This is a genomic window from Candidatus Protochlamydia phocaeensis, assembly GCF_001545115.1.
GTDB lineage: Bacteria > Chlamydiota > Chlamydiia > Chlamydiales > Parachlamydiaceae > Protochlamydia_A > Protochlamydia_A phocaeensis.
The window spans coordinates 136,907-156,591 of the sequence record NZ_FCNU01000028.1; the positions used below are offsets into that span (position 1 = coordinate 136,907).

Sequence of the window (19,685 nt, forward strand, 5' to 3'; positions counted from 1 at the left end):
AAAAATTCGGCGACAGTCAATTTCTCCTATTTACTCCCTGCGTTGGCTATCGTAGACATAGCGGAATAGCAGATCGAAATAGGGGCGTCTTTGATGGGTGAATTTGCGCAAAAGATAAATGGTGGCTTCGCCTGTATTTTCTTGCTTCTCCGTCCGGATGAAATGGTTAGGGGTTTGAGGGTGATCATACTCATAAATTTCTATATTTGGCTCGCTTTCTTTAGGGGAAGTAAAATTGAGTAATCGATTTTCAAAGTCTTTAAAAGCAGCCGTTAAAATTTTTTGCTCGGCTGTTAATGCATCTGACTTTACGAAAAGCCATTGGCGAGTACGGACAAAATTCCGATATTCCGGGTGATTGTCCAAGATAGAGCGGACTTGCTGGACAAGTTTGTCTAAGTATGTAGCGTGATAAGATAGATAAAGACCCGCTTCTACAGCTGCTTGATAGCAGTCTTTTTTAGGATCCGAGTAGGGAAATGGAAGAACGCCAAAACTAGGGAGAGGACGGGTTGGCTTTTTTTCGGCAGATGACATTTCAGCCGGGGGAGCAAGCGTTTGTGGAATAGGTGCCGACAGAGAGGGCGGTTTCAATGGGGTGGACAAAGAATCGAACGGCAGGTTGAGCTGGCCGATTGTTTGCGAGGAAATCTGCTGCCAAAAAACGCAATGGAAAGGAATGGATGCGTCTGCCTTAGCTTCGGGAAAATGATATGTTTGCTGAGCATGGAGGGCAAAGCAAGCGGGGGATTTTGAGATAAATTGGGCGAGCGCCTGCATGGCCCTTTCCTTATTGCCGTTTGCTTGATTATTAGAATCGTCTAAGAGAGGATCGAGGGTATGCAAAAAACGTTGAATGGATTCATCTTGATTAAGAGAAACTTTGGTTAACCCCGACAAGGGATGGATGTGAATATTCAAGCAATAAATTTTTAAAGAAGAAGAGGCATCGATGATAAAGCAAGGATGAATAGAAGAGGATAAATAAACGTGTTGGATAGACTTTTCTAAGCCCTGAATATGGAAAAGCCACTCTTTCATTTTTAATTGAAAAAAGAGCGGGCTGAAATATTGAAGCAGAGGGAGGGCTTGTTGATAAGAGGGATCGGGAATCGATAGCTCGAGGCTTTTCCTTTTAGATTGAGGAATAATGGCTTCTTTGACTATGGGATGGCACTCAAAAGCCTTAGAGACTCTAAGCTTTAGAAAAAGGGCGAAGTGGTGGGCGAGCGTTTTCTGATAGTCCATGGGTAATGGAAGGCTGTCCCATAGGTGCAAGGGCTCGCCTAATTGAGCGAGGTCGATTGCCAAAGCGCCTTGATTATCTAGAAGGATATGAGAAATTTTTGGAGACTTCAAATGAGCTTGTGTCCATTGCTGATCCAATTGTTGCGCAAAATAACCATAGGCTTTTTTTAGTAAAGCCAGATGGTCTTTCTTAAAAATTTCATTAAGATGAAAGAAAAGATCTCTTTCCGTATAAGCAAGCGGCGGCAATGCTTGCATTTGCTTCAAAAGCTCAGGAGCGGGAGCCGATGAAAAATAAAAACGAACAAAGTCCGGATAGTTGGGATGAGGAATTTGATCTTCCGCAAAAAGGCCATCTTTTCTCATTTGCTCAATTGCCTCATGGACGGGTTTAGCCAGGACCTGGTGGAAAGGAGAAAGAGGAAAGCAAGACTGCAAAAGTTCTTGGGCACATAAAGAAGCGGGAAAGCGATAAATTCCATAAGCTTGATATAGCTGCCGCAGAAATCCTTTTTGAAAGGCAAGCTTGTAAGGCGAAGGGGCAAAATGAATTTTATCTAAAGAATAGGGAGTGTAGAGATTGGCTCCCAAGGAGAATAAAAAGGGAATAAGAGAAAATTTGCCAAGCATTAAGGCTTTGGTCAAAGGTGTATGGGCAATAGAGTACGGATAATGGTAGGTTTGATTAAGCTTTTGGCTTCCACTTTCCTGTAAAGGGGGAAGGGGATTGTTACTCGGATCTGCCAGGTGCAATAGAATCTGCCGGATTTGAGGGGTAATAATCAAGCGCTCATTAAAGCCAGGAGAATAATTTAGCACCTGAGAGGATTGCTGAGGTGAAAAGGCTTGAAAAGCCCAGCTGATGGACTCGATAAGATGGTAATAATGGAAGCTATCGTGAGAACATAATTGTTTTTGAGCTTCTTTGTTCCATATAGAGCTGCTTTGAAGTCTTGCCAATTCCCAAAATGCATTTAAGGTATGAACAGGTTCTTCATATGCTATTTTGGATAGGTCATTTATGCATGTAAAAAGCGGAAAATGGTCTTTGCAGGCCTCAAAATAAGAGGCAAAGTCTCCTTGATAAAAAGCCGTTAAATAAAGAGGCTGCCCATTTCTTATCTGGCCTGGATTCGCCCCTAAGTTAGTAAGAATCTTGACCAAGTCGAATTTCTGACGCTTAAGAGCAAAGCTCAGCATGGTAAATTCGGGTGATTCAGCTTCTTGGCTTAATTTAAAAGGCTTATCGATTTGGCTATGGCAGAGAGGATTAAAACTAATCAATTGATAATAACCGATTGTATTGCCTTCTTCAACATGGCGGACAAATTCTGCCATTAAAGCATTCCACTTCGAATCAGTTAATACTTGAGCCTTTGCAATGAACGGGCCAGAAGGATTTTGCGAAGAAGAAAATGAAGGCCGAAGAGCAGGCCCTAAGGGCGAATGAGCAAGTCCTCTTGGATTAATAGGATTATTTGCCAGGGTGGCAGCTTGCGCTGTATTAAACGCGTGTATGGGAACCGATCCGAAAGAAAAAGCAGAATGTGGGTACATAAAACCTCCTGGTAAAATTTATCCAAAATCAGGATTAGAACTGGGTCATATGCCAATTGAAGGTGGCATTTACGAGATAGAAACACCTTAAGAGGGTATTAAAACTGCTAATGGCCTAATTCGAATTCTCTTCCATTAGCAGAAGATAATTTCAAATATCGATTATTATGGATTTAATATCTCCTCTAAGAGGCAGTCTCCAAATTTTCCTTTAGCCTTTAGGCAATCCTAGATCCTTTGTCTATCCTCTTAGCGAGAATTCAATTGCTTCAAAGAAGACAAGCTAGAATTAAGGTAAGGCTCCAGGCAAATCCAAAGGCTGCCTTACATCCTTAGAAAGAATGGATAAGCCGGAAAAGGTTTTTAAATGGCAAATTTCAAGTTTAATAGCAAGTATTTAGAAGTATAAATTTCAGCCTGCATCTTGGCGTATTAATGAGGAGCGCGTGAGTATTTGATTGCTCTGACGCGCTCTAAGTTATCCTGACAAATGAAGCAGTTTAAGAGTATCTGAAAATTTAAACGTTCAGATCCGTAAAAGCGAACCGACTGCCATCAAATAAGCCTTTGTCGCTGAGCTTTAATGAAGGGATGACAAGGAGTGCCATAAAAGACAAAGTCATAAATGGCGCTCCAAGCGTGGTCCCTAACTCTTTAGCTTTGCGGTCCAAAATAACATACTCATCCGCTATCTTGTAGCCATCGTCTGCGCTCATAATGCCTCCAATGGGAAGCGGAAGAGAATAGGCCTGTCCGCGGGAAGCTACCGAAATTCCGCCTTTATGCTCTATTAAGGCATTGACTGCTGCACACATGTCTTCGTCATTTGTTCCTACGCAAATAATGTTATGCGAATCATGGGCAATGCAAGAGGCAATGGCTCCTTCTTTCAATCCGAATTGATTGATAAATCCTATAGCGGGTTTAGCTTCTTGATAGCGGTTGACGACAGCTATTTTGAGCAGATCGCGCTTGACATCGGCAACAAGGTGATCTTGTTCGACTTTGGCATCCATGAGAACTTGATTTGTGATGAGTTGTCCGTCTAATACTTGGATGGTGCGCAGCTTGCCTGGCCGGCCTTTTATTGCAAAATCTGACGGCTTTTTAGCCAGGCAGTTGAAATGATTGACTATAGAGGCGGGTATGCGAGGAATAAGGGTTTTGCCTTCTTGGGCAACTAAGCGGCCTTTGATATAAGTTGATTTAACATTGAATTCGCGCAGGTTATCAACGACAATAAAATCGGCGGAATCGCCGGGGCGCAGAAGTCCGGATTCTAGCTGATAATGCTGAACCGGATGGTAGCAGGCAGCGCGCAGGACATCCATTGTATCGTAGCCTTTTTCCACTATAGATCGCCTGACAAGCTGGTTAATATGGCCTTCTATAAGTTCATGAGGATGTTTATCATCGCTGCAGAACATAACTTGAGAAGGATGGCTGCGGAGAAGGGGATGCAAAGCTTCGTAATTTTTAGCTGCAGAGCCTTCGCGGATAATAATTTTCATTCCGTAGCGAATTTTATCTAGGGCTTCTTCCAAAGTGAAACATTCATGGTCCGTTGTAATGCCTGCTTGGATATAGCGTTCTGCTTCTTCCCCCTTCAATCCGGGAGCATGCCCATCAATAGGCTTATGGTAGCGCTTGGCAATCGCAATTTTTTCCATGACGAGCGGATCGCGATGTAACACGCCGGGATAATTCATCATTTCGCTCAAGTAATGCAAATGATAATCGCTAAAAAGCTGCTGAATGCCCTTTGCCTCTATTGTCGCTCCAGACGTTTCAAATTCAGTGGCGGGAAAGCAGGGAGAAGCGCCAAAATAAAAATGAAAGGGAACTTGGCGTCCGGTTTCAATCATATAACGGATTCCCTCAATCCCTAAAATATTGGCAATCTCATGCGGATCCGATACAGTGGCGACCGTCCCATGCACGGTGGCAAGGCGGGCAAACTCTGAAGGGATCAGCATAGAACTTTCAATATGGATGTGCGCATCAATGAATCCCGGCAAAAGATAATCCCTGCTTTGAATCCGATCGTCTGGATTGATGGAAGTTATTTTGCCCTCTGATACTGTAATGGTTCCCGGATAGATGCGTTTTTCAATGATATCTACAATCTGTCCTGATAGGGTAAACGTATCCATGAATTCTCCCGTCTGCTTAATAATTTAAGATATTACTATATGTTTGAATGAATAGTTTAAGTCAAACAGGTAAATGTTTTTATTTATAAGCAAAAATAAATCCGTTTGACAGGATTGTTTTTGCTTCATCCTAAATCATTTTTTGAATTCAACTTGGGATAGGAGGCGCTTAAGAAAATCTATTAAAACTCTAGTTCGGATGGTGGAGAGAAGACAAACGCCTGCTAGACTAACCAAGCCACGCGAGTGGCGCAGCTAAGGCGGTTGCGGATGATGTTAAATCCCTTCTTTTCAAGAAGCAATCGTAGTGGTTTTAATACATTCTCTAATTCATAATGGGTTAGCTAAGAATAACCGGGCCAAGCTAGAAGCAATAATGATAAAAATAAGGCCGCCTATGAATTGGCTGGCTGGGAGAATTATTTTTTAAAGTTGTAAATTTTGCCCTGATTCTTGAAAATAGGAGCAGTCATTTTAGAAGGAGAAGATTGTGAAGAAATTGCTAGCTTTTTTGTTGCTTTACTTCATGCGCATGACTTTATGGTTTCGCTATCGAGTGACCATCAAAGGATTAGAGAATCTTAATCCACATACTCTTAATAAACCTGGTGGAGTGCTTTTTCTGCCCAATCACCCAACTGTCTTTGTTGATCCCACATTAGTCACTTTGGCCATTTGGAGAAAATACCCCATTAGGCCCATGATTGTTGAATACATGTATTACACGCCAATGATTCATTGGTGCATGAAATTAATGAATGCGCTTCCGGTCCCCAATTTTGTGACGTCCAGCAACAGCTTAAAAAAGAAACGGGCAGACCAAGTGATCGAAACTGTCATTGAAGATTTAAAAAGAAAAGAAAATTTTCTGATTTATCCTGCAGGCAAGGTCAAGCACCAGGCTAAAGAAATCATTGGGGCATCCGGGGTGCATCGCATCATTCAAGCTGTTCCAGAAGCAAATGTTGTACTAGTGCGGACAACTGGCTTATGGGGAAGCAGTTTCTCTCGCGCCCTAACGGGAAAGACCCCGCCGATGTTTGCCACGATTTTTCAAGGCATTAAGATTGCCTTAAAGAATCTCATTTTTTTTACTCCTCGCCGCGAAGTAACGATTGAATTTGTTCCTGCTGATTCCACTTTTCCTTATCAGGCTTCACGCTTAGAAATGAACCGCTATTTGGAAAAATGGTATAACCGGCCGGATGGGTTGACCCCGCAAACAGGAGAAGAGCCTGGAGAAAGCCTGTATCTTGTTTCTTATAGCATGTGGAAAGAAGAGCTTCCCAAGATTAAATCTTTGGATGAATATAGCGTCGAGATCGATTTAAATAAGATTCCGCTGGAGGTTCAAGATAAAGTTAAGCACAAGCTGTTCGAGATGACGCAAATGCCGGCTGACCAGATTAAACCGGACATGAGCTTAAGCGCGGACCTCGGATTGGATTCATTGGATAATGCGGAGCTGATCGCTTTCTTAGACGATAATTTTGACGTTGCTGGCGTCCCAGTAGGGGAACTGACGACTGTTGGAAAGGTAATGGCATTGGCTGCCAAGCAGGTTGCTTTTGGAGAGCAGCTGGAAGAAGAACATGAAAATTTGACCGATTGGTTTCAATCTGTTCCGCATGAAAATGCCACTTTGCCGGAAGGGGAAACCCTGCATGAAGTGTTTTTAAATAATTGCCAGCGCATGGGAAAGGCTGTGGCTTGTGGAGATGGCAGGGCAGGAGTGATTACCTATAACCAGGCAAAAGTCCGTGTCTTGCTCCTGGCCGACTATATTCGCACTTTGCCCGGAGAGTATATTGGCATTTTGCTTCCTTCCAGCGTAGCAGCCTACTTTACCATTCTGGCCTGCCAATTAGCTGGGAAAATTCCTTTGTTGATTAACTGGACCGTAGGCCCTCGTCATCTTGAAACGGTCCGTGCCTTATCTAAAGTCCAAGTTGTCTTGTCCTCTTGGGCTTTCTTAGACCGATTAGAGAACGTGGACTTGAATGGAATCGAAGACCTCATTGTCACATTGGAAGACGCGCGCCGCAATTTTTCTTTAAAACATAAATTGACCGCTTACTTTCGCTCTAAGCGCAGCACCAAAGCTATCCTATCGCTTTTTGACGTGCAAGATATGAACAAGCATGCAAAAGCTGTTTTATTGTTCACAAGCGGGACGGAAAATATGCCAAAAGGCGTTCCTTTAACGCATGAGAATATCTTGAGCAATCAACGCGCTGTTGCACAAGCTGTCCATATTTATAAAGACGATATTTTGCTGGGCATCCTGCCTCCTTTTCACTCCTATGGATTCACAATCAGCGGATTGCTGTGCTTGCTGTGCGGTGTGCGGGTCGCTTATTACGCCGATCCGACCGATGGCAAAGGCCTGGCCCGAGCAATTGAGCGTTGGGGGGCCACCATTATTTGCGGTGCTCCGACCTTTTTAAAGGGCGTTTTTAAGAATGCCCAACCGGAGCAATTAAAGAGCCTGCGTTTATGCGTGAGCGGAGCTGAAAAAGCGCCTGCCGAACTATTTGGCATGGTCAAACAACTGGAACACTGCCTTCTAATAGAAGGCTACGGCATTACGGAGTGTTCGCCTGTTTTGACGGCAAATATGGAAGGCAATCCGGCTTTAGGAGTTGGCCAGCCCATGCCAAATGTCGAGCTTTGCATAGTCAACATAGATACTCATCAACCCATTCCCCAAGGGCAGCAAGGATTGATTTTGGCCAAGGGACCGAATATTTTCTCCGGCTATCTGAATAAGGGAATTTCAACCCCCTTTATTTTTATCAATGGCCAGCAATGGTATTCCACAGGCGATTTGGGTTATCTAAATCCGCAAGGCAACTTGATCTTATCCGGAAGGCTTAAGCGCTTTATCAAAGTTGGAGGGGAAATGGTCAGCCTGGCTGCTATTGAAGATGCGCTGCAAACGACGATTGGGCAGAAGGCAGGTTTGCACCAAGAAGAAGGGCCTGTTCTGGCCGTTTGTGCTAAAGAAGAGGCCGGAGAAAAGACAAAGATTTTTGTCTTTACCCGTTTTACGACTTCTATTGAAGAAGTAAACCGATCTTTGAAAGAAGCGGGCTTTAGCAATCTTGTCAAGGTCTATCGCGTACAGCAGCTATCCGAAATTCCCATTATGGGGACGGGCAAGATCAATTATCGCGCTTTAGAAACCCAGCTATCGGCATTAAATAATAGCAATGAACTATCAAAGGCGACGTGAATGAAAACTACCCACTTACAAACCGATGACCTTATGAATTCTCAAATTGATTTAAACCAGATTCGGCTGAAGCTTTTTAACACCGCTTCCCGCCAGAAAGAGCCGCTTGTCCCGCTTCAAGATAAGCATGTGCGCATGTATACGTGCGGGCCCACTGTCTATAATTTTGCCCATATCGGCAACTTCCGCACCTATGTCTTCGAAGACCTTTTGCGGCGCACAATTAAATTCTTCGGATTTGCCATGACGCAGGTCATGAATTTGACGGATGTGGATGATAAAACAATCAAGGGAGCGATTGCTAAAGGCATCACGTTGGACGAGTATACTCAGCCTTATAAAGAAGCTTTTTTCGAGGATTTAAAAACGCTCAATATCGAGCCTGCCGAATACTATCCCGCTGCAACGGATTTTATTCCCGACATGATCCGCATGGTTCAAATTCTGCTTAATAAAGGGATTGCCTACCGTGGAGGCGATGGAAGCATTTACTATGCGATCAATAAATTTCCCCGCTATGGCTGCCTATCCCATCTCCATTTAGAGGACTTACAAGCCGGCGCTTCCGAACGGGTGGCTGCGGATGAATATGAAAAGGATCACGTGGCCGACTTTGTATTGTGGAAAAGCTATGATCCTGAAAGAGACGGACAGATCTTCTGGGACAGTCCTTTTGGGCTGGGGAGGCCCGGCTGGCATTTGGAGTGCTCGGCAATGGCCATGAAGCTGCTCGGCGAGACCATCGACATCCATGTGGGGGGGATTGACAATATGTTTCCCCATCATGAAAATGAAATTGCACAGTCAGAAGCTTGCTCCGGGGAAATCTTTGCCAAGCTTTGGATGCATTCCGAACACCTGGTTGTCGACAATAAGAAGATGTCGAAAAGCCTAGGCAACTTTTATACGTTAAGAGACTTACTCAATAAAGGTTTTACGGGAATACAAGTGCGCTATTTGCTTCTCCAGACGCACTATAAAACTCAGCTGAACTTTACTTTTCAAGGATTGGAATCTGTCAAAAGCAGCCTGCAGAGGCTGAATGATTTTATTCAAAGGCTGTATGAAATAGAAGGAAATACTCCGGGAGGCCGTATGGAGGCGCTCATTCGGGAGGCCTTAAGAGTATTTGCGGAATCATTGGCAGATGATCTTAACATTTCGGCTGCTTTGGCAGCTATCTTTGATTTTGTCCGCGAAGTTAATGGCCTTTGCGATGCCGGGCAGGTCAGCCGGGTAGAGGCAGATCAGGCATTAGCCTTGATGAAGAGATTTAACGATGTGCTTGGCGTCCTGTCTTTTGAAAAAAGGGAAGAAGAGATTCCTGCCGACCTGCAAGAGGCTTTCTCAAGACGCTTGCAAGCGCGGGCAGAGAAGAACTGGAAATTGGCTGACGAGCTGCGCGATTTCATTCATCAGCGCGGCTATTTAATCGAAGACACCCCGCATGGCGCGCGGTTAAAGAAAGCTTAACACTTAGGTGGAAGAAAAACGTATGGTTGATCGTGCAAGAACAAAAGACGAGAGTTTTATCATTCGCCTCTACGAGGAGGCCTCCAAGCTGCCTGATATAGAGGATCCCTTGGATCGCTATGTGATTGGAACAGCAGTCGGATTGCAGAAGAATGCAGTCGACACTATTTGCAATTTATTGGCTAAAGCAAATTTTATTAAAAAACATGGCAATGTCGATATTTCCATTACGGAAAATGGCATTAAGCTAGTGAAGAGTGTGACGGAGAGGTAGGTAGCCTTTTGCCAAAGCTTGATCTTTCTTGCCAAGCTGATAACTGCAGGGCTGCTATACATTGACTAAAATGAGATAATCACCTGAGTTTTGAGTTTTTTGCCTTTTCTTACCTCGAGACTTTAATGCAGTCCAAAAGGTAAATAAACTCAAAACGCAGGTTAATAAGAAAAACTCCCAGCTTTTATTCAATCAATTTTAAAGGAGAAACGATGAGCTTTAATCCATTAACTATCCCACCTGAATGCAGATTTATACCGAGTCCAGAGGAAATTACTCGAAGATACAAGGCATCTGAGGCTTTGTATAATAAATTTTCTGGTAGCAATCCTGAATTCCAATATTTTGAAGCGTCTTCTCGGTTAAAATTTGCTCAGGACTCAATTAATCAGGGAGATCGCAAAGAGGCAGGCATCCAATCGCTTAAAGCGCATGGACTATTTTATCAGCTCCATCTAAGTAATCCTGACCGTTATGGAATGCAGGATGTCAGAGCATGCGCCAATCTATTTCAATCCACTATGAGCGCAAAATTGTAGAATCAACGCGTCTTCCTTCAGAAGAATAAGCGATCATTCGTCTGAAGGAAAACCATCTTATTCCCTACCAGTTCCTGCGCCGTGCGCCCACGCTAACCATCTTCGCCTCGCCTCCTGTTCCGGCAAAAGCCACAAACCAGGCAATGATGCAGAGGATGGGATTGGTTTCCCAATAATATTGGGTGGCCAAAATGGCAACCGTCAAATGGGGAGCAAAAATCCAGCCGAGCCAAGCAAGCAGCCCGAATGGGATAGATACTGCGAATAGCATAGTCAAGCGGGGGAAAAGAGTGATAAAGATCAGAAAAAAAATTCCATGATGCTGCCAGAAATCCATAGCGATCTCCTTTTTCCCTGATTATCTATACTCAGCCTTTTGCAGACAACAAGCATTTATACCCTTTATCAGAAATAGCCTTGAATCGCGAGGCTCTGGCTTCAGTCCAAATATTGCTCTTGGTGCGTAAGGTGAGGATTTAGGCTGTGAAATAGATAGGTGTAGACATGAGATTTAAGTCCTCTCCCCACAGATGCGTTAATAAACGTGTGGTTGAGGGCTGGATTCGGGACAAAATTTGAAGATTTATTTTAATAATAGAGCTAGGCAAAATAATAAACCGCTTAAAAGGAGAAAGGGTATTGATTAAATTAATGTTAGCGGAAGGGATGGCATAATTGAGGCCGACATGTGCTATTGTTAAACTGAATGCAGGGATTAGCAATTCTTTATACCACGTCGATTCTGAACTAAAAATGTAATTGAATACAGGAATAAGCAGAGCATGAATGGTTGCAGCGAGGGCAGCTGTGACACCAGCTACAACAGGGCGAGCTAAATTTACTCCTGCTTGAGGATTTAAATGAACTAATATTACAGAAGCTGTGAAAGAAAAGACAGCGCTGCGGCCGACAGTCCTTAAACTGTTCCTTGGAATTTGGTTAGCGTAACTTAAAAAACCTTGTTGAAGACCTGTAATCATTTTTATTCACCTATCGTCTAAGAATCAAATCGGTCGATTTGATTCTTAGACGATAGTATTTATTGTGAATTAAAATCAACTATAAAGGCTTCATCCAAGGGAAGTAAAGGACGTCTCGGATGGAGTGGGAATTGGTCAGGATCATGACCAGGCGGTCAATGCCGATTCCAATTCCGCCTGTGGGCGGCATGCCTTGGCAAATGGCTTCAATAAACTCTTCATCGAGCGGACTGGCCTCCTCATCGCCAGCGTCGCGGCGAGCTGCCTGGAGCTCGAGCAGGTTGCGCTGAATCTCGGGATCGTTCAATTCGGTATAGGAGTTGCAGACCTCTTGAGATAAAATGAAGCTTTCAAAGCGCTCCACAATGCCCTCTTCGCGCAGCTTTGGATCGCGGTGGGGTTTGCAAAGAGGCGTAGTTTCAATCGGATGGTCGTAGATATGGTGCGGCTGAGTGAGGTGAGGCTCGACCAATACTTCAAATAAAGCGGCAATGAGCAGCCCTCGGCTAAGACCTTTTAATTTTTTAAGGTCGCAATGGCCGCTTTCTTCTAGCATACGGCGCATGTCCTCGTCGGAGAGCTGATCGACATCTACATTGCCATATTGCTTGATGCTATCTTTCATACTGAGGCGTATCCAAGGAGCCTTCATATCGACATAAGTCGTTTCAGCCCCTTCATGCGGAGTATAAGGAACCACAGTCGTCCCATATAAGCTGATTGCCAGTTTTTCAAATAAATTTTCAACAAAGCTCATCATGTCCTTGTAGTCCCAATACGCGGCATAGGCCTCCAGCAAGGTAAATTCGGGATTGTGGTTGCGGTCAATGCCTTCATTGCGGAAGACACGCCCCATTTCATAGACGCGGTTCATTCCGCCTACAATGAGCTTCTTCAAAGGGATTTCTAAAGAGATGCGCATGAACATTTCTTGCTCAAGGGCATGGAGCTCTGTTTTAAAAGGGCGTGCTTCAGCTCCGCCATAAATGCTCTGCAAAATAGGCGTTTCAACTTCCAAAAACTGATTATCGTCGAAATAAGAACGGATTTGCTTGAGAATTTGGCTGCGCGTGCGGAAAAGTTGAGCCACATCGAGATGCGAAATCAAATCCAGCCAACGTTTGCGATAGCGCAGCTCTTTATCCGCTAAGCCGCTATGTTTGTCGGCAAGGGGAAGCAGGGTTTTGCATAGCAGGGTCGCTTGCTTGACAAAAACGGTTAACTCTCCCTTGTGGGTATGGAAAAGATGCCCTTCAATTCCAATGATATCGCCAAGGTCAATTTTTTTTTCGATGAATTTATAGGCAGACGATTCGCACTCAGCTGCTTCGCTGGGATTGGAGGGATAGCCAGTCAGCTGTGTTTGGTCGCGGTTAAACATGATTTGGATGCGGCCTGTTTCATCTTGCAGATGGGCAAACGCATTTTTTCCCATTGAGCGGAAAAGCACAAGGCGGCCGGCCAAACAAACAGGTGCAGTTGTGCCTGCTGCTGCATCCTCGCTATGCCCTACTTGCGCTTGATCATATTCCCGGTGCAGTTGTTGGGTTGTATGGGTAGGAGTATATTTGGGAGGATAAGGATCAATGCATTGCCGAATTTCGGTCAATTTGCGCAGGCGATTCTGAAATTCCTCGTGTTCATGATAATCAGGCTTTTTTGTCATAGATGTCACTACTTCGTCTCAGGGGTTTGAATAATAATGGACTTGGGTGGTGTACCACTTCTGCTATATTCTAGGCGAGCATAAGCTTGAACCGTCGTCCAAATAAGGGCCAACATATAAAGCGCCCACATAAAAATAAAAAACTTTGTCTGGCGACTAGATCCCTTCAATGCTTTGATCGCTTGCTTAACTCTCATCTGTCTTCCTCCTGCGTTCTAACGAGGTTGGTTATATCGCATTTGGCGATTTCACTCAAAGGCTTCGGCATGTTGAATGCAGAAGCGCTTTAAAGTGAAAAAAATGCTTCACAGATGAGAATTAACGATTCTTGGTAACTAGAGCACGCGTCCGACTAAATCGTAATCGGAAAAATCGGTAATTTCTACCGTATAAATTTGACCAAAACTTTTGACTTTGCGTCCATCATTGATAAGTACTTGGCCATCAATGTCCGGACATTGACCGCGATGCCTGCCCACCATCAAAAGCTGAGTCTCAGGGTGATAACCTTCGACCATGACCGGAATTTTCTTGCCGACCATTTTCTTTAAATGCTTTTTGATCACTTTTTTCTGCACTTGCATCAAGCGGTGGTAACGCTTTTCCTTAACCTCATCCGACACTTGGTTAGCCATGTCATAAGCGGCAGAGCCGGGTTCGCGCGAGAATTTAAAAATTCCGACGTTATCCAAAGGATAGTCCTGAATAAACTGGACCAGCTCTTCAAATTGTTCATCTGTTTCTCCGGGAAACCCAACAATTAAGCTTGTTCGAATAGAGACATCCGGAATCTCACGGCGCAATTTAGTAATAATGGCAATGATGTCTTCTTTAGAAGTCATCCGCCGCATCGATTTTAACATTTGATTGTTGATATGCTGGATCGGCATGTCCAAATAAGGACAAATGCGCGCATCGCTTTTCATTAATGCAATAAGCTCGTCTGTAATTTCATCGGGATAAAGATATAATAGCCGCAGCCAAAAAGGTTTATCCACACTCAGCATTGTCTTTAAAAGATCGAGCAGGGCGGCAAGATTTTTAGAGCCTGTTTCTTTGCCGTAATCGCCAAGATCTTGAGCAATTAAAATAATTTCTTGGACTCCCTGATTGAGCAAAAGGTTGAATTCCTTCATGATCTGCTCTTTGCCTTTACTCTTCAAAGGTCCCTTAATTGTTGGAATAATGCAATAAGCGCAGCGCTTGCGGCAGCCTTCGGCAATTTTCAAATAGGCATAATGCTTAGGAGTAGAAAGGCGACGGGGGACTTCCCCTGCTTCTAAATAGCTTTTTGCCGAAGAGACAATTTGTCCTTTCTGGGTCGATTGGACCGCTTGTAAGATGCCTTCTACATCGCCTGACCCTAATAGATAATCAATTCCAGGAAACGTCCCTTTAAGGGCGTCGCTATGTGTCTGCACCATGCATCCCGTTACAATCAATTTAGCAGTTTTTTTGCGATGGGCAAGCACATCTTGAACCGTGTCCATCGATTCTTGGCGAGAAGCCTCTAAGAATCCACATGTATTGATGACAATATAATCGGCCTCTTCCAAAGTAGGAGCGACTTCATAGCCGGCTTTAAGCAAAATTCCCAGCATCACTTCACTATCGACTAAATTGCGCGGACAGCCCAGGCTAATAAAATTAATTTTATTGCCATCAAAGTGAAGGGGAGGATGGGACGCGCCTTCATTTTCTCTGGCAGGAACTACAGGTGCGCCTTTATCATCGGATTTTTGATTTTTTAAAATGGGTAACATAAAGCCAATTCGCTCCTTAACTAATCAATAAATAAAGAGAGGGATAATTTATAAATGTTCTTAATACACTCTCTGAGAGCCTGTTAAATGACTTATAATCGCGTGCATTTGAGATTATTTTCTCCTTAGAAAGCACGCTTGCTTCCTAGAGGAAAAAACTCGAATCCAGGTCATTAGCGGTTTAATACACCCTCAGAGACGGCATCTATGAAAGCTTGGAATAGCCGACTTCTCAAAAATAGGCAGACGAATCCTCTCAGTGACCCGATAGATTAACATCTTCAATATTTAATTTCAATCGTTTGGTCAAATGTTAAATTAAATAATTGCTTTAAAAAATATTAAACATTTCTCGTTAATTTATAAAATAACTTAATTGATTTAATTTTTAATAAAATCTGATTAAATATAAAATATTTCTTAAATTTTAAATGCAAGTAAAAATCTTCTTAATAAAACACTCGAATTAACAGTGAATGCACTATTGATTTATGTTTTTTAATTATATTTATTTATTGATTGCCTTTAAAATTTATTGTTAATTAATTAACGTGAATTAAAAATTAGTTTAACGAAAACTTTTTATTTAATTTATAAGCTTTAATTAATTTGTTCTTATAATAATCTTTTAATTTAAAAAGTTAATATCTTTTAAGAGGTTATTATTAATGATTAGTACAACATATACTGCCAATAATCAGGCAATTTTAAGACAATATGGGGAAAAAATTACCCAATGTCTAAATAATAATAAAACGGACGAAAAATCTAATTCGATTTGGAATTCCATTTATTCCTATTTTCCCACTTCGCAATCAACGGGCAAAATGGTGGGAGAACATTTAGCGCTTACTTATGGGTCACAATGGAGTAATTCGGCCATTGATACAGTCGTCAGTAAATTTTTCCAGCAAGAAATTGTTCCTGTCTCTACTTGGAGTTTAGCGGGTCTGAAGCAATTAGTCTCAGGGGCGACACAAAAGACGTTGTCTGAAACGTTGAAGCTAAGCGTTACTCCTAAGGCATTACCATATATTACTCTTTTAACCGGTGTAACCGGCCAAGTGGGGCTTCCCGTTCTGGTTAGCTTGGTGTCTTTTGCTTATCAAAGGACGCTGGGGAGTCCGGAAAAAGCCAAGCAATTGGAGGTGCTTTCTCTCAACCAGCTTTTTACTGTTGATGCGGAAACCGGGCGTTTGCGCGATGCGTTTGGCCGCTTGCTTACAGAAGAAGATATGCGAGATATCTTTACAGGCGCTGCTGAATATGATTTGGTGTGCAAATTAATTCAGTTGAATCAAGAGATAGATAAGAAGCCGGAAGAGGAAATTGAATCTTCAGCAAAGGATATGCTTAAGACTCTGACTAAAGCTTATCGCATCAAGCGGGAAGATGGAGTGGTTGTGTTTCCGGATGGTCAATTAAGGACGGCGGAAGATAAGAAAATCCTTTTGGATGGCATTAACATATTAAGACGTGTCAATCCACGCTTTAAGACAGAAGAAATCCACAAATTGATTCAGCTCTTGGCGGGCCATTCTCTTCTGCCAATTGAAAAGCTGACTTCAGAGGACGCGGCGACGATCGGACAAACAAATGTTACACCTAAACGCATGCCAACGGTTTTCCCAGAGGGCGAACAGGAGTGGAAAAATTATATTGTCCGTTCAACTGATGGCTGCTATTTTCTGAGCCGCGAAGTCGGGGGAAAAGCGAAGGGGACGATTATTCCTCCGGAAGAAATGAAGAAAATTTTTGTTGAGCTAGATCGACGGGAGTTTCTTTTAGCGTCTAGCAAAACGCAAAAACTTAGCCTGTTAATGGGTCAAGCAGATTCCCATCCTGCTTTGATTGAACAGCTCAATCAAATGAACAAAGAAGAGATCCGTGCTTTCTTTAATGCTTACATTGTTCAGCGTTTGGACAATCAAGAACTCGTTTATCCAAACGGCACGCGCATGTCAAAAGAAGATGAGCAAGCATTTAAACAAGCCTTGTCGTTACTTCCTTCACGCAACTTGCCAGAAAAACGCAAAGAGAAGCTCGAAAGTTTGGTTACGCTCATTGCCAAGCACATGCCTAAAGAGAAAGACGCGATGAATTTGCCTCTGATCGCATGCGAAGATGGGCTTTTTGTCAATCGCGCCGGTTATATTTTCCAGCCGGAAGAGGCTAAGTTGGTTTTAGATCAACTCCAGCTCTTGCAAAAGCAGGAAATGGAAAGAGAAGTGGAAAACGCTCTTGAAGAGTGGATTTCAGTTGAAGGGGACAATTCTCCAGCTGCCCTTTCAATAGAGAGGGGTACGTTGGCAATAGAAGAGGGGAAAAAAGAGGGAGATCAAGCCTCTTCTTTGGCTGAAACGCTTAAAGAGAATGCGTCTCAATAATCCTTGGCTGCCCGATCGCAGGGAAAGCAAGAATCATTTCAAGCTCGGTTTTGGCTTTTATTTAAGGTTCAAAATCGAGCTTTTCATTTATTGGCCGCTTCCTTGCCAAATTCATTCAGGGGCAATTAAAAAAAAGTAGAGGACGGATTGACATCGACAAAAAGGTTGATGGTCCTTGGCAAGGGAGAGGCTGCTTGAACGGATTGAAGCGCTTCATTTAGCGGATACATGGAAGGGCCGCGAAGCAAGAATTGATAACGGTATAAGTCTTTGACTTTCGCATAGCCGCAAGGAATGACGGGATTAAATTCAAAATGGGCAGGCAAGCAGGCGATAAGCTTGCTGCGCATCATTTGCGCGGTTTCCATGGTCTGTCCTGCATCCGGGCCGCTGAAGGTGAGCTTTGCCATATGAATAAAGGGAGGATAGTGGAACATTTCTCTTATTCCAATTTCTTCTTGGTAGAATCCCGCATAGTCCTGCTTGGCAGCATATTGAATTGTCGAATTATCCGGTAAGGAGGTTTGAATAATAACCTCCCCGCGCATAATGCCTCGTCCCGATCGCCCTGCGACTTGCGTAATCAGTTGGAAAACTGTCTCAGAGGCCCGAAAATCGGGAATATTCAAAGCGGCATCGCTATTGAGAACGCCCACTAACGTGACTTCTGGAAAATGCAGTCCTTTGGCAATCATTTGCGTGCCGATAAGGACATCGGCTTTTCCTGTTCCGAAATCACGCAAAAGCTTTTGATGGCTTCCCTTGTGCTTAGTTGTATCGGCATCGACTCGCAGTGTGCGGATAGAAGGGAAGATCGCATGCAAGGCCCTTTCAATTTGTTCGGTACCGGCGCCGCGGAACTTTAAAGGCTTTGGGCTGCGGCAGGCTGGGCAATCTTTAGGCGGAGGGGCAAGTTGATAGCCGCAAAGATGGCAAGCGAGCAGGTTAGTTCCCAAATGAAAGGTAAGCGGAACATCGCAATGCTGGCATTTAACTGTTTGGGAGCAGTCTTGGCATAACAAAATGGTGTGATAGCCTCTCCGGTTGAGAAAGAGAATGGTTTGCTCTCCTTGTTTATGCCGCTTTTCAATTCCACTTAGCAAGAGGTCCGAGAAGTTGGTAAATCCTTTGGCTTTGTCGAATTCTTTTTTCATGTCCACAATTGTGACATCGGGAAGGGTAGCTATATCGGCGCGCTGATGGAGCACGCTCAAGGTGTACTTTCCTTTTTGGGCATTATAGTAGCTTTCCAAGCTTGGAGTGGCACTGCCTAAAACGACCGTGCATTGGGCCAGCTTGCCGCGCATGACGGCAACATCGCGGGCCTGATAGCAAGGAGCTAAATCATTTTGTTTATAGGATTGTTCATGTTCTTCATCAACGATGATCAGCCCTAGGTCGCAAACTGGGCTGAAAATGGCCGAGCGGGCGCCGATAACAATTTTCGCTTTGCCTGAGCGAATTTGGTGCCACTCGTCCCGGCGCTCTCCTTGGCTGAGGCGGTGGTGCAAAATAGCAATTTTTTCAGGGAAGCGGCTGCGGAAGCGCTCGATGGTCTGAGCTGTTAAGGAAATTTCGGGGACAAGCATGATTGTGCCCTTTCCTTCGCTTAAAGCTTTATCGATGGCCTGCAGATAGACTTCAGTCTTGCCGCTTCCTGTCACTCCAAAGAGAAGATGCGTTTCAAATTTGTGCGCGGACAGGCTTTGTACAATCTTATTTAATGCATCCGCTTGATCGGCATTCAATGCTTTCGGCTTAGTCATAAAGTATTCTTCGTTGACAAGAGGGGAGCGGTCGATTTTTACCGTATCAACAATCAATAAGCCTTGCTTGGCCAGCGTATTGACTGTGCTGCGCGAGCCTTTTGTTTCTTCCAGCAATTTTGAAAGCAGAATTCCCTTTTTAACTTTTAGCATGGCTTCCAAGATGATTGCCTGCGCAGGCTTTTTTGACCTCAGTTCTGTACAAAGCTGCCTTAATTCCTCCCGTGTTTTGCCGCGCATGACAAAAAGCTGTTCTTTGTGCGCCATTCCCTTCCTGACGCCGGGCGGAAGGATCATGCGGAAAATATTGCGAAGCGGAGCGCAATAATAGCGGGAAACCCAAAGCGCCAATTCAAAAAGATCTTTGGAAATTAAAGGAATGTCTGAGAGGATCCGGTTGATAGGTTTAACATGAGAGAAAGAGGAGGTGTCTTTAATATCTAAAATATATCCTGTCCGCAAATGTCCCCTGACCGGTACTTCAACGCGCGCTCCGCACTGCGCTTGGCCGCGCATGGGCGAAGGGATGCCATAATCAAGCGTTTTATCGACCGATACATCTAAAATCACAGAGGCAAAAGTTGCAAAATTTTCCATAATTAAATATGAGGCTCACATGCGTATAATTTCATCTTTATGGGATC

13 protein-coding genes are annotated in these 19,685 nt (G+C 43.7%); 5 read left to right on the forward strand and 8 right to left on the reverse strand.

Annotation, left to right across the window (positions count from 1 at the left end):
- Positions 1-30: 30 nt before the first annotated feature.
- Together BN3769_RS10170 and ade are read right to left on the reverse strand one after the other, a co-directional pair.
- The gene (locus BN3769_RS10170) at positions 31-2,805 is read right to left on the reverse strand and encodes a hypothetical protein (RefSeq protein WP_068470195.1); all 2,775 of its coding nucleotides are present in this window, start codon (positions 2,803-2,805) and stop codon (positions 31-33) included.
- Between the two features lie 518 nt (positions 2,806-3,323).
- Positions 3,324-4,958: an adenine deaminase gene (gene ade / locus BN3769_RS10175; RefSeq protein ID WP_068470198.1), complete on the reverse strand. Its 1,635-nt coding sequence runs from the start codon at positions 4,956-4,958 to the stop codon at positions 3,324-3,326.
- 490 nt (positions 4,959-5,448) lie between these two features.
- On the opposite strand from ade, the gene BN3769_RS10180 reads away from it, so the two are divergent.
- The 4 genes from BN3769_RS10180 (at position 5,449) to BN3769_RS10195 (ending at position 10,479) form a co-directional block, all read left to right on the forward strand.
- Positions 5,449-8,193, forward strand: a complete 2,745-nt coding sequence (locus BN3769_RS10180; RefSeq protein ID WP_068470200.1) for an AMP-binding protein — start codon at positions 5,449-5,451, stop codon at positions 8,191-8,193.
- A 33-nt stretch (positions 8,194-8,226) separates the two neighbouring features.
- On the forward strand, positions 8,227-9,666 hold the full coding sequence (gene cysS, locus BN3769_RS10185; RefSeq protein ID WP_068470489.1) for a cysteine--tRNA ligase: 1,440 nt from the start codon (positions 8,227-8,229) through the stop codon (positions 9,664-9,666).
- A 22-nt stretch (positions 9,667-9,688) separates the two neighbouring features.
- On the forward strand, positions 9,689-9,940 hold the full coding sequence (locus BN3769_RS10190) for a hypothetical protein (protein WP_068470202.1): 252 nt from the start codon (positions 9,689-9,691) through the stop codon (positions 9,938-9,940).
- A 212-nt stretch (positions 9,941-10,152) separates the two neighbouring features.
- Positions 10,153-10,479, forward strand: a complete 327-nt coding sequence (locus BN3769_RS10195; RefSeq protein WP_068470204.1) for a hypothetical protein — start codon at positions 10,153-10,155, stop codon at positions 10,477-10,479.
- Between the two features lie 64 nt (positions 10,480-10,543).
- Here the strand turns inward: BN3769_RS10195 and BN3769_RS10200 are convergent, their stop codons facing one another.
- The 5 genes from BN3769_RS10200 to rimO form a co-directional block, all read right to left on the reverse strand.
- Positions 10,544-10,816 (reverse strand): hypothetical protein, encoded by a 273-nt coding sequence (locus BN3769_RS10200; protein WP_068470206.1) that lies wholly within the window; start codon positions 10,814-10,816, stop codon positions 10,544-10,546.
- Between the two features lie 139 nt (positions 10,817-10,955).
- Positions 10,956-11,459 (reverse strand): hypothetical protein, encoded by a 504-nt coding sequence (locus tag BN3769_RS10205; protein WP_068470208.1) that lies wholly within the window; start codon positions 11,457-11,459, stop codon positions 10,956-10,958.
- 79 nt (positions 11,460-11,538) lie between these two features.
- Positions 11,539-13,125 (reverse strand): lysine--tRNA ligase, encoded by a 1,587-nt coding sequence (gene lysS, locus BN3769_RS10210; RefSeq protein WP_068470209.1) that lies wholly within the window; start codon positions 13,123-13,125, stop codon positions 11,539-11,541.
- An 8-nt stretch (positions 13,126-13,133) separates the two neighbouring features.
- On the reverse strand, positions 13,134-13,322 hold the full coding sequence (locus tag BN3769_RS10215; protein ID WP_068470211.1) for a hypothetical protein: 189 nt from the start codon (positions 13,320-13,322) through the stop codon (positions 13,134-13,136).
- Between the two features lie 138 nt (positions 13,323-13,460).
- Positions 13,461-14,888 (reverse strand): 30S ribosomal protein S12 methylthiotransferase RimO, encoded by a 1,428-nt coding sequence (gene rimO / locus BN3769_RS10220; protein ID WP_079989522.1) that lies wholly within the window; start codon positions 14,886-14,888, stop codon positions 13,461-13,463.
- Between the two features lie 668 nt (positions 14,889-15,556).
- Here rimO and BN3769_RS10225 point away from each other — a divergent pair.
- Complete coding sequence (locus tag BN3769_RS10225; RefSeq protein ID WP_068470212.1) at positions 15,557-17,275, forward strand: hypothetical protein; 1,719 nt, start codon at positions 15,557-15,559, stop codon at positions 17,273-17,275.
- 125 nt (positions 17,276-17,400) lie between these two features.
- On the opposite strand, the gene priA is transcribed toward BN3769_RS10225, so the two are convergent.
- Positions 17,401-19,638 carry a primosomal protein N' gene (priA, locus tag BN3769_RS10230; protein ID WP_068470213.1) on the reverse strand — a complete coding sequence of 746 codons (2,238 nt, stop codon included), beginning with the start codon at positions 19,636-19,638 and terminating at the stop codon, positions 17,401-17,403.
- Positions 19,639-19,685: the final 47 nt, after the last annotated feature.

Excerpts from the sequence above, each read along its gene's own strand:
- lysS (WP_068470209.1), bottom strand. The coding sequence starts at position 13,125 with ATGACAAAAAAGCCTGATTATCATGAACACGAGGAATTTCAGAATCGC.
- BN3769_RS10190 (WP_068470202.1), top strand. The coding sequence starts at position 9,689 with ATGGTTGATCGTGCAAGAACAAAAGACGAGAGTTTTATCATTCGCCTC.
- rimO (WP_079989522.1), bottom strand. The coding sequence starts at position 14,888 with ATGTTACCCATTTTAAAAAATCAAAAATCCGATGATAAAGGCGCACCT.
- BN3769_RS10205 (WP_068470208.1), bottom strand. The coding sequence starts at position 11,459 with ATGATTACAGGTCTTCAACAAGGTTTTTTAAGTTACGCTAACCAAATT.
- cysS (WP_068470489.1), top strand. The coding sequence starts at position 8,227 with ATGAATTCTCAAATTGATTTAAACCAGATTCGGCTGAAGCTTTTTAAC.
- BN3769_RS10195 (WP_068470204.1), top strand. The coding sequence starts at position 10,153 with ATGAGCTTTAATCCATTAACTATCCCACCTGAATGCAGATTTATACCG.
- priA (WP_068470213.1), bottom strand. The coding sequence starts at position 19,638 with ATGGAAAATTTTGCAACTTTTGCCTCTGTGATTTTAGATGTATCGGTC.
- BN3769_RS10225 (WP_068470212.1), top strand. The coding sequence starts at position 15,557 with ATGATTAGTACAACATATACTGCCAATAATCAGGCAATTTTAAGACAA.
- BN3769_RS10200 (WP_068470206.1), bottom strand. The coding sequence starts at position 10,816 with ATGGATTTCTGGCAGCATCATGGAATTTTTTTTCTGATCTTTATCACT.
- BN3769_RS10170 (WP_068470195.1), bottom strand. The coding sequence starts at position 2,805 with ATGTACCCACATTCTGCTTTTTCTTTCGGATCGGTTCCCATACACGCG.
- ade (WP_068470198.1), bottom strand. The coding sequence starts at position 4,958 with ATGGATACGTTTACCCTATCAGGACAGATTGTAGATATCATTGAAAAA.
- BN3769_RS10215 (WP_068470211.1), bottom strand. The coding sequence starts at position 13,322 with ATGAGAGTTAAGCAAGCGATCAAAGCATTGAAGGGATCTAGTCGCCAG.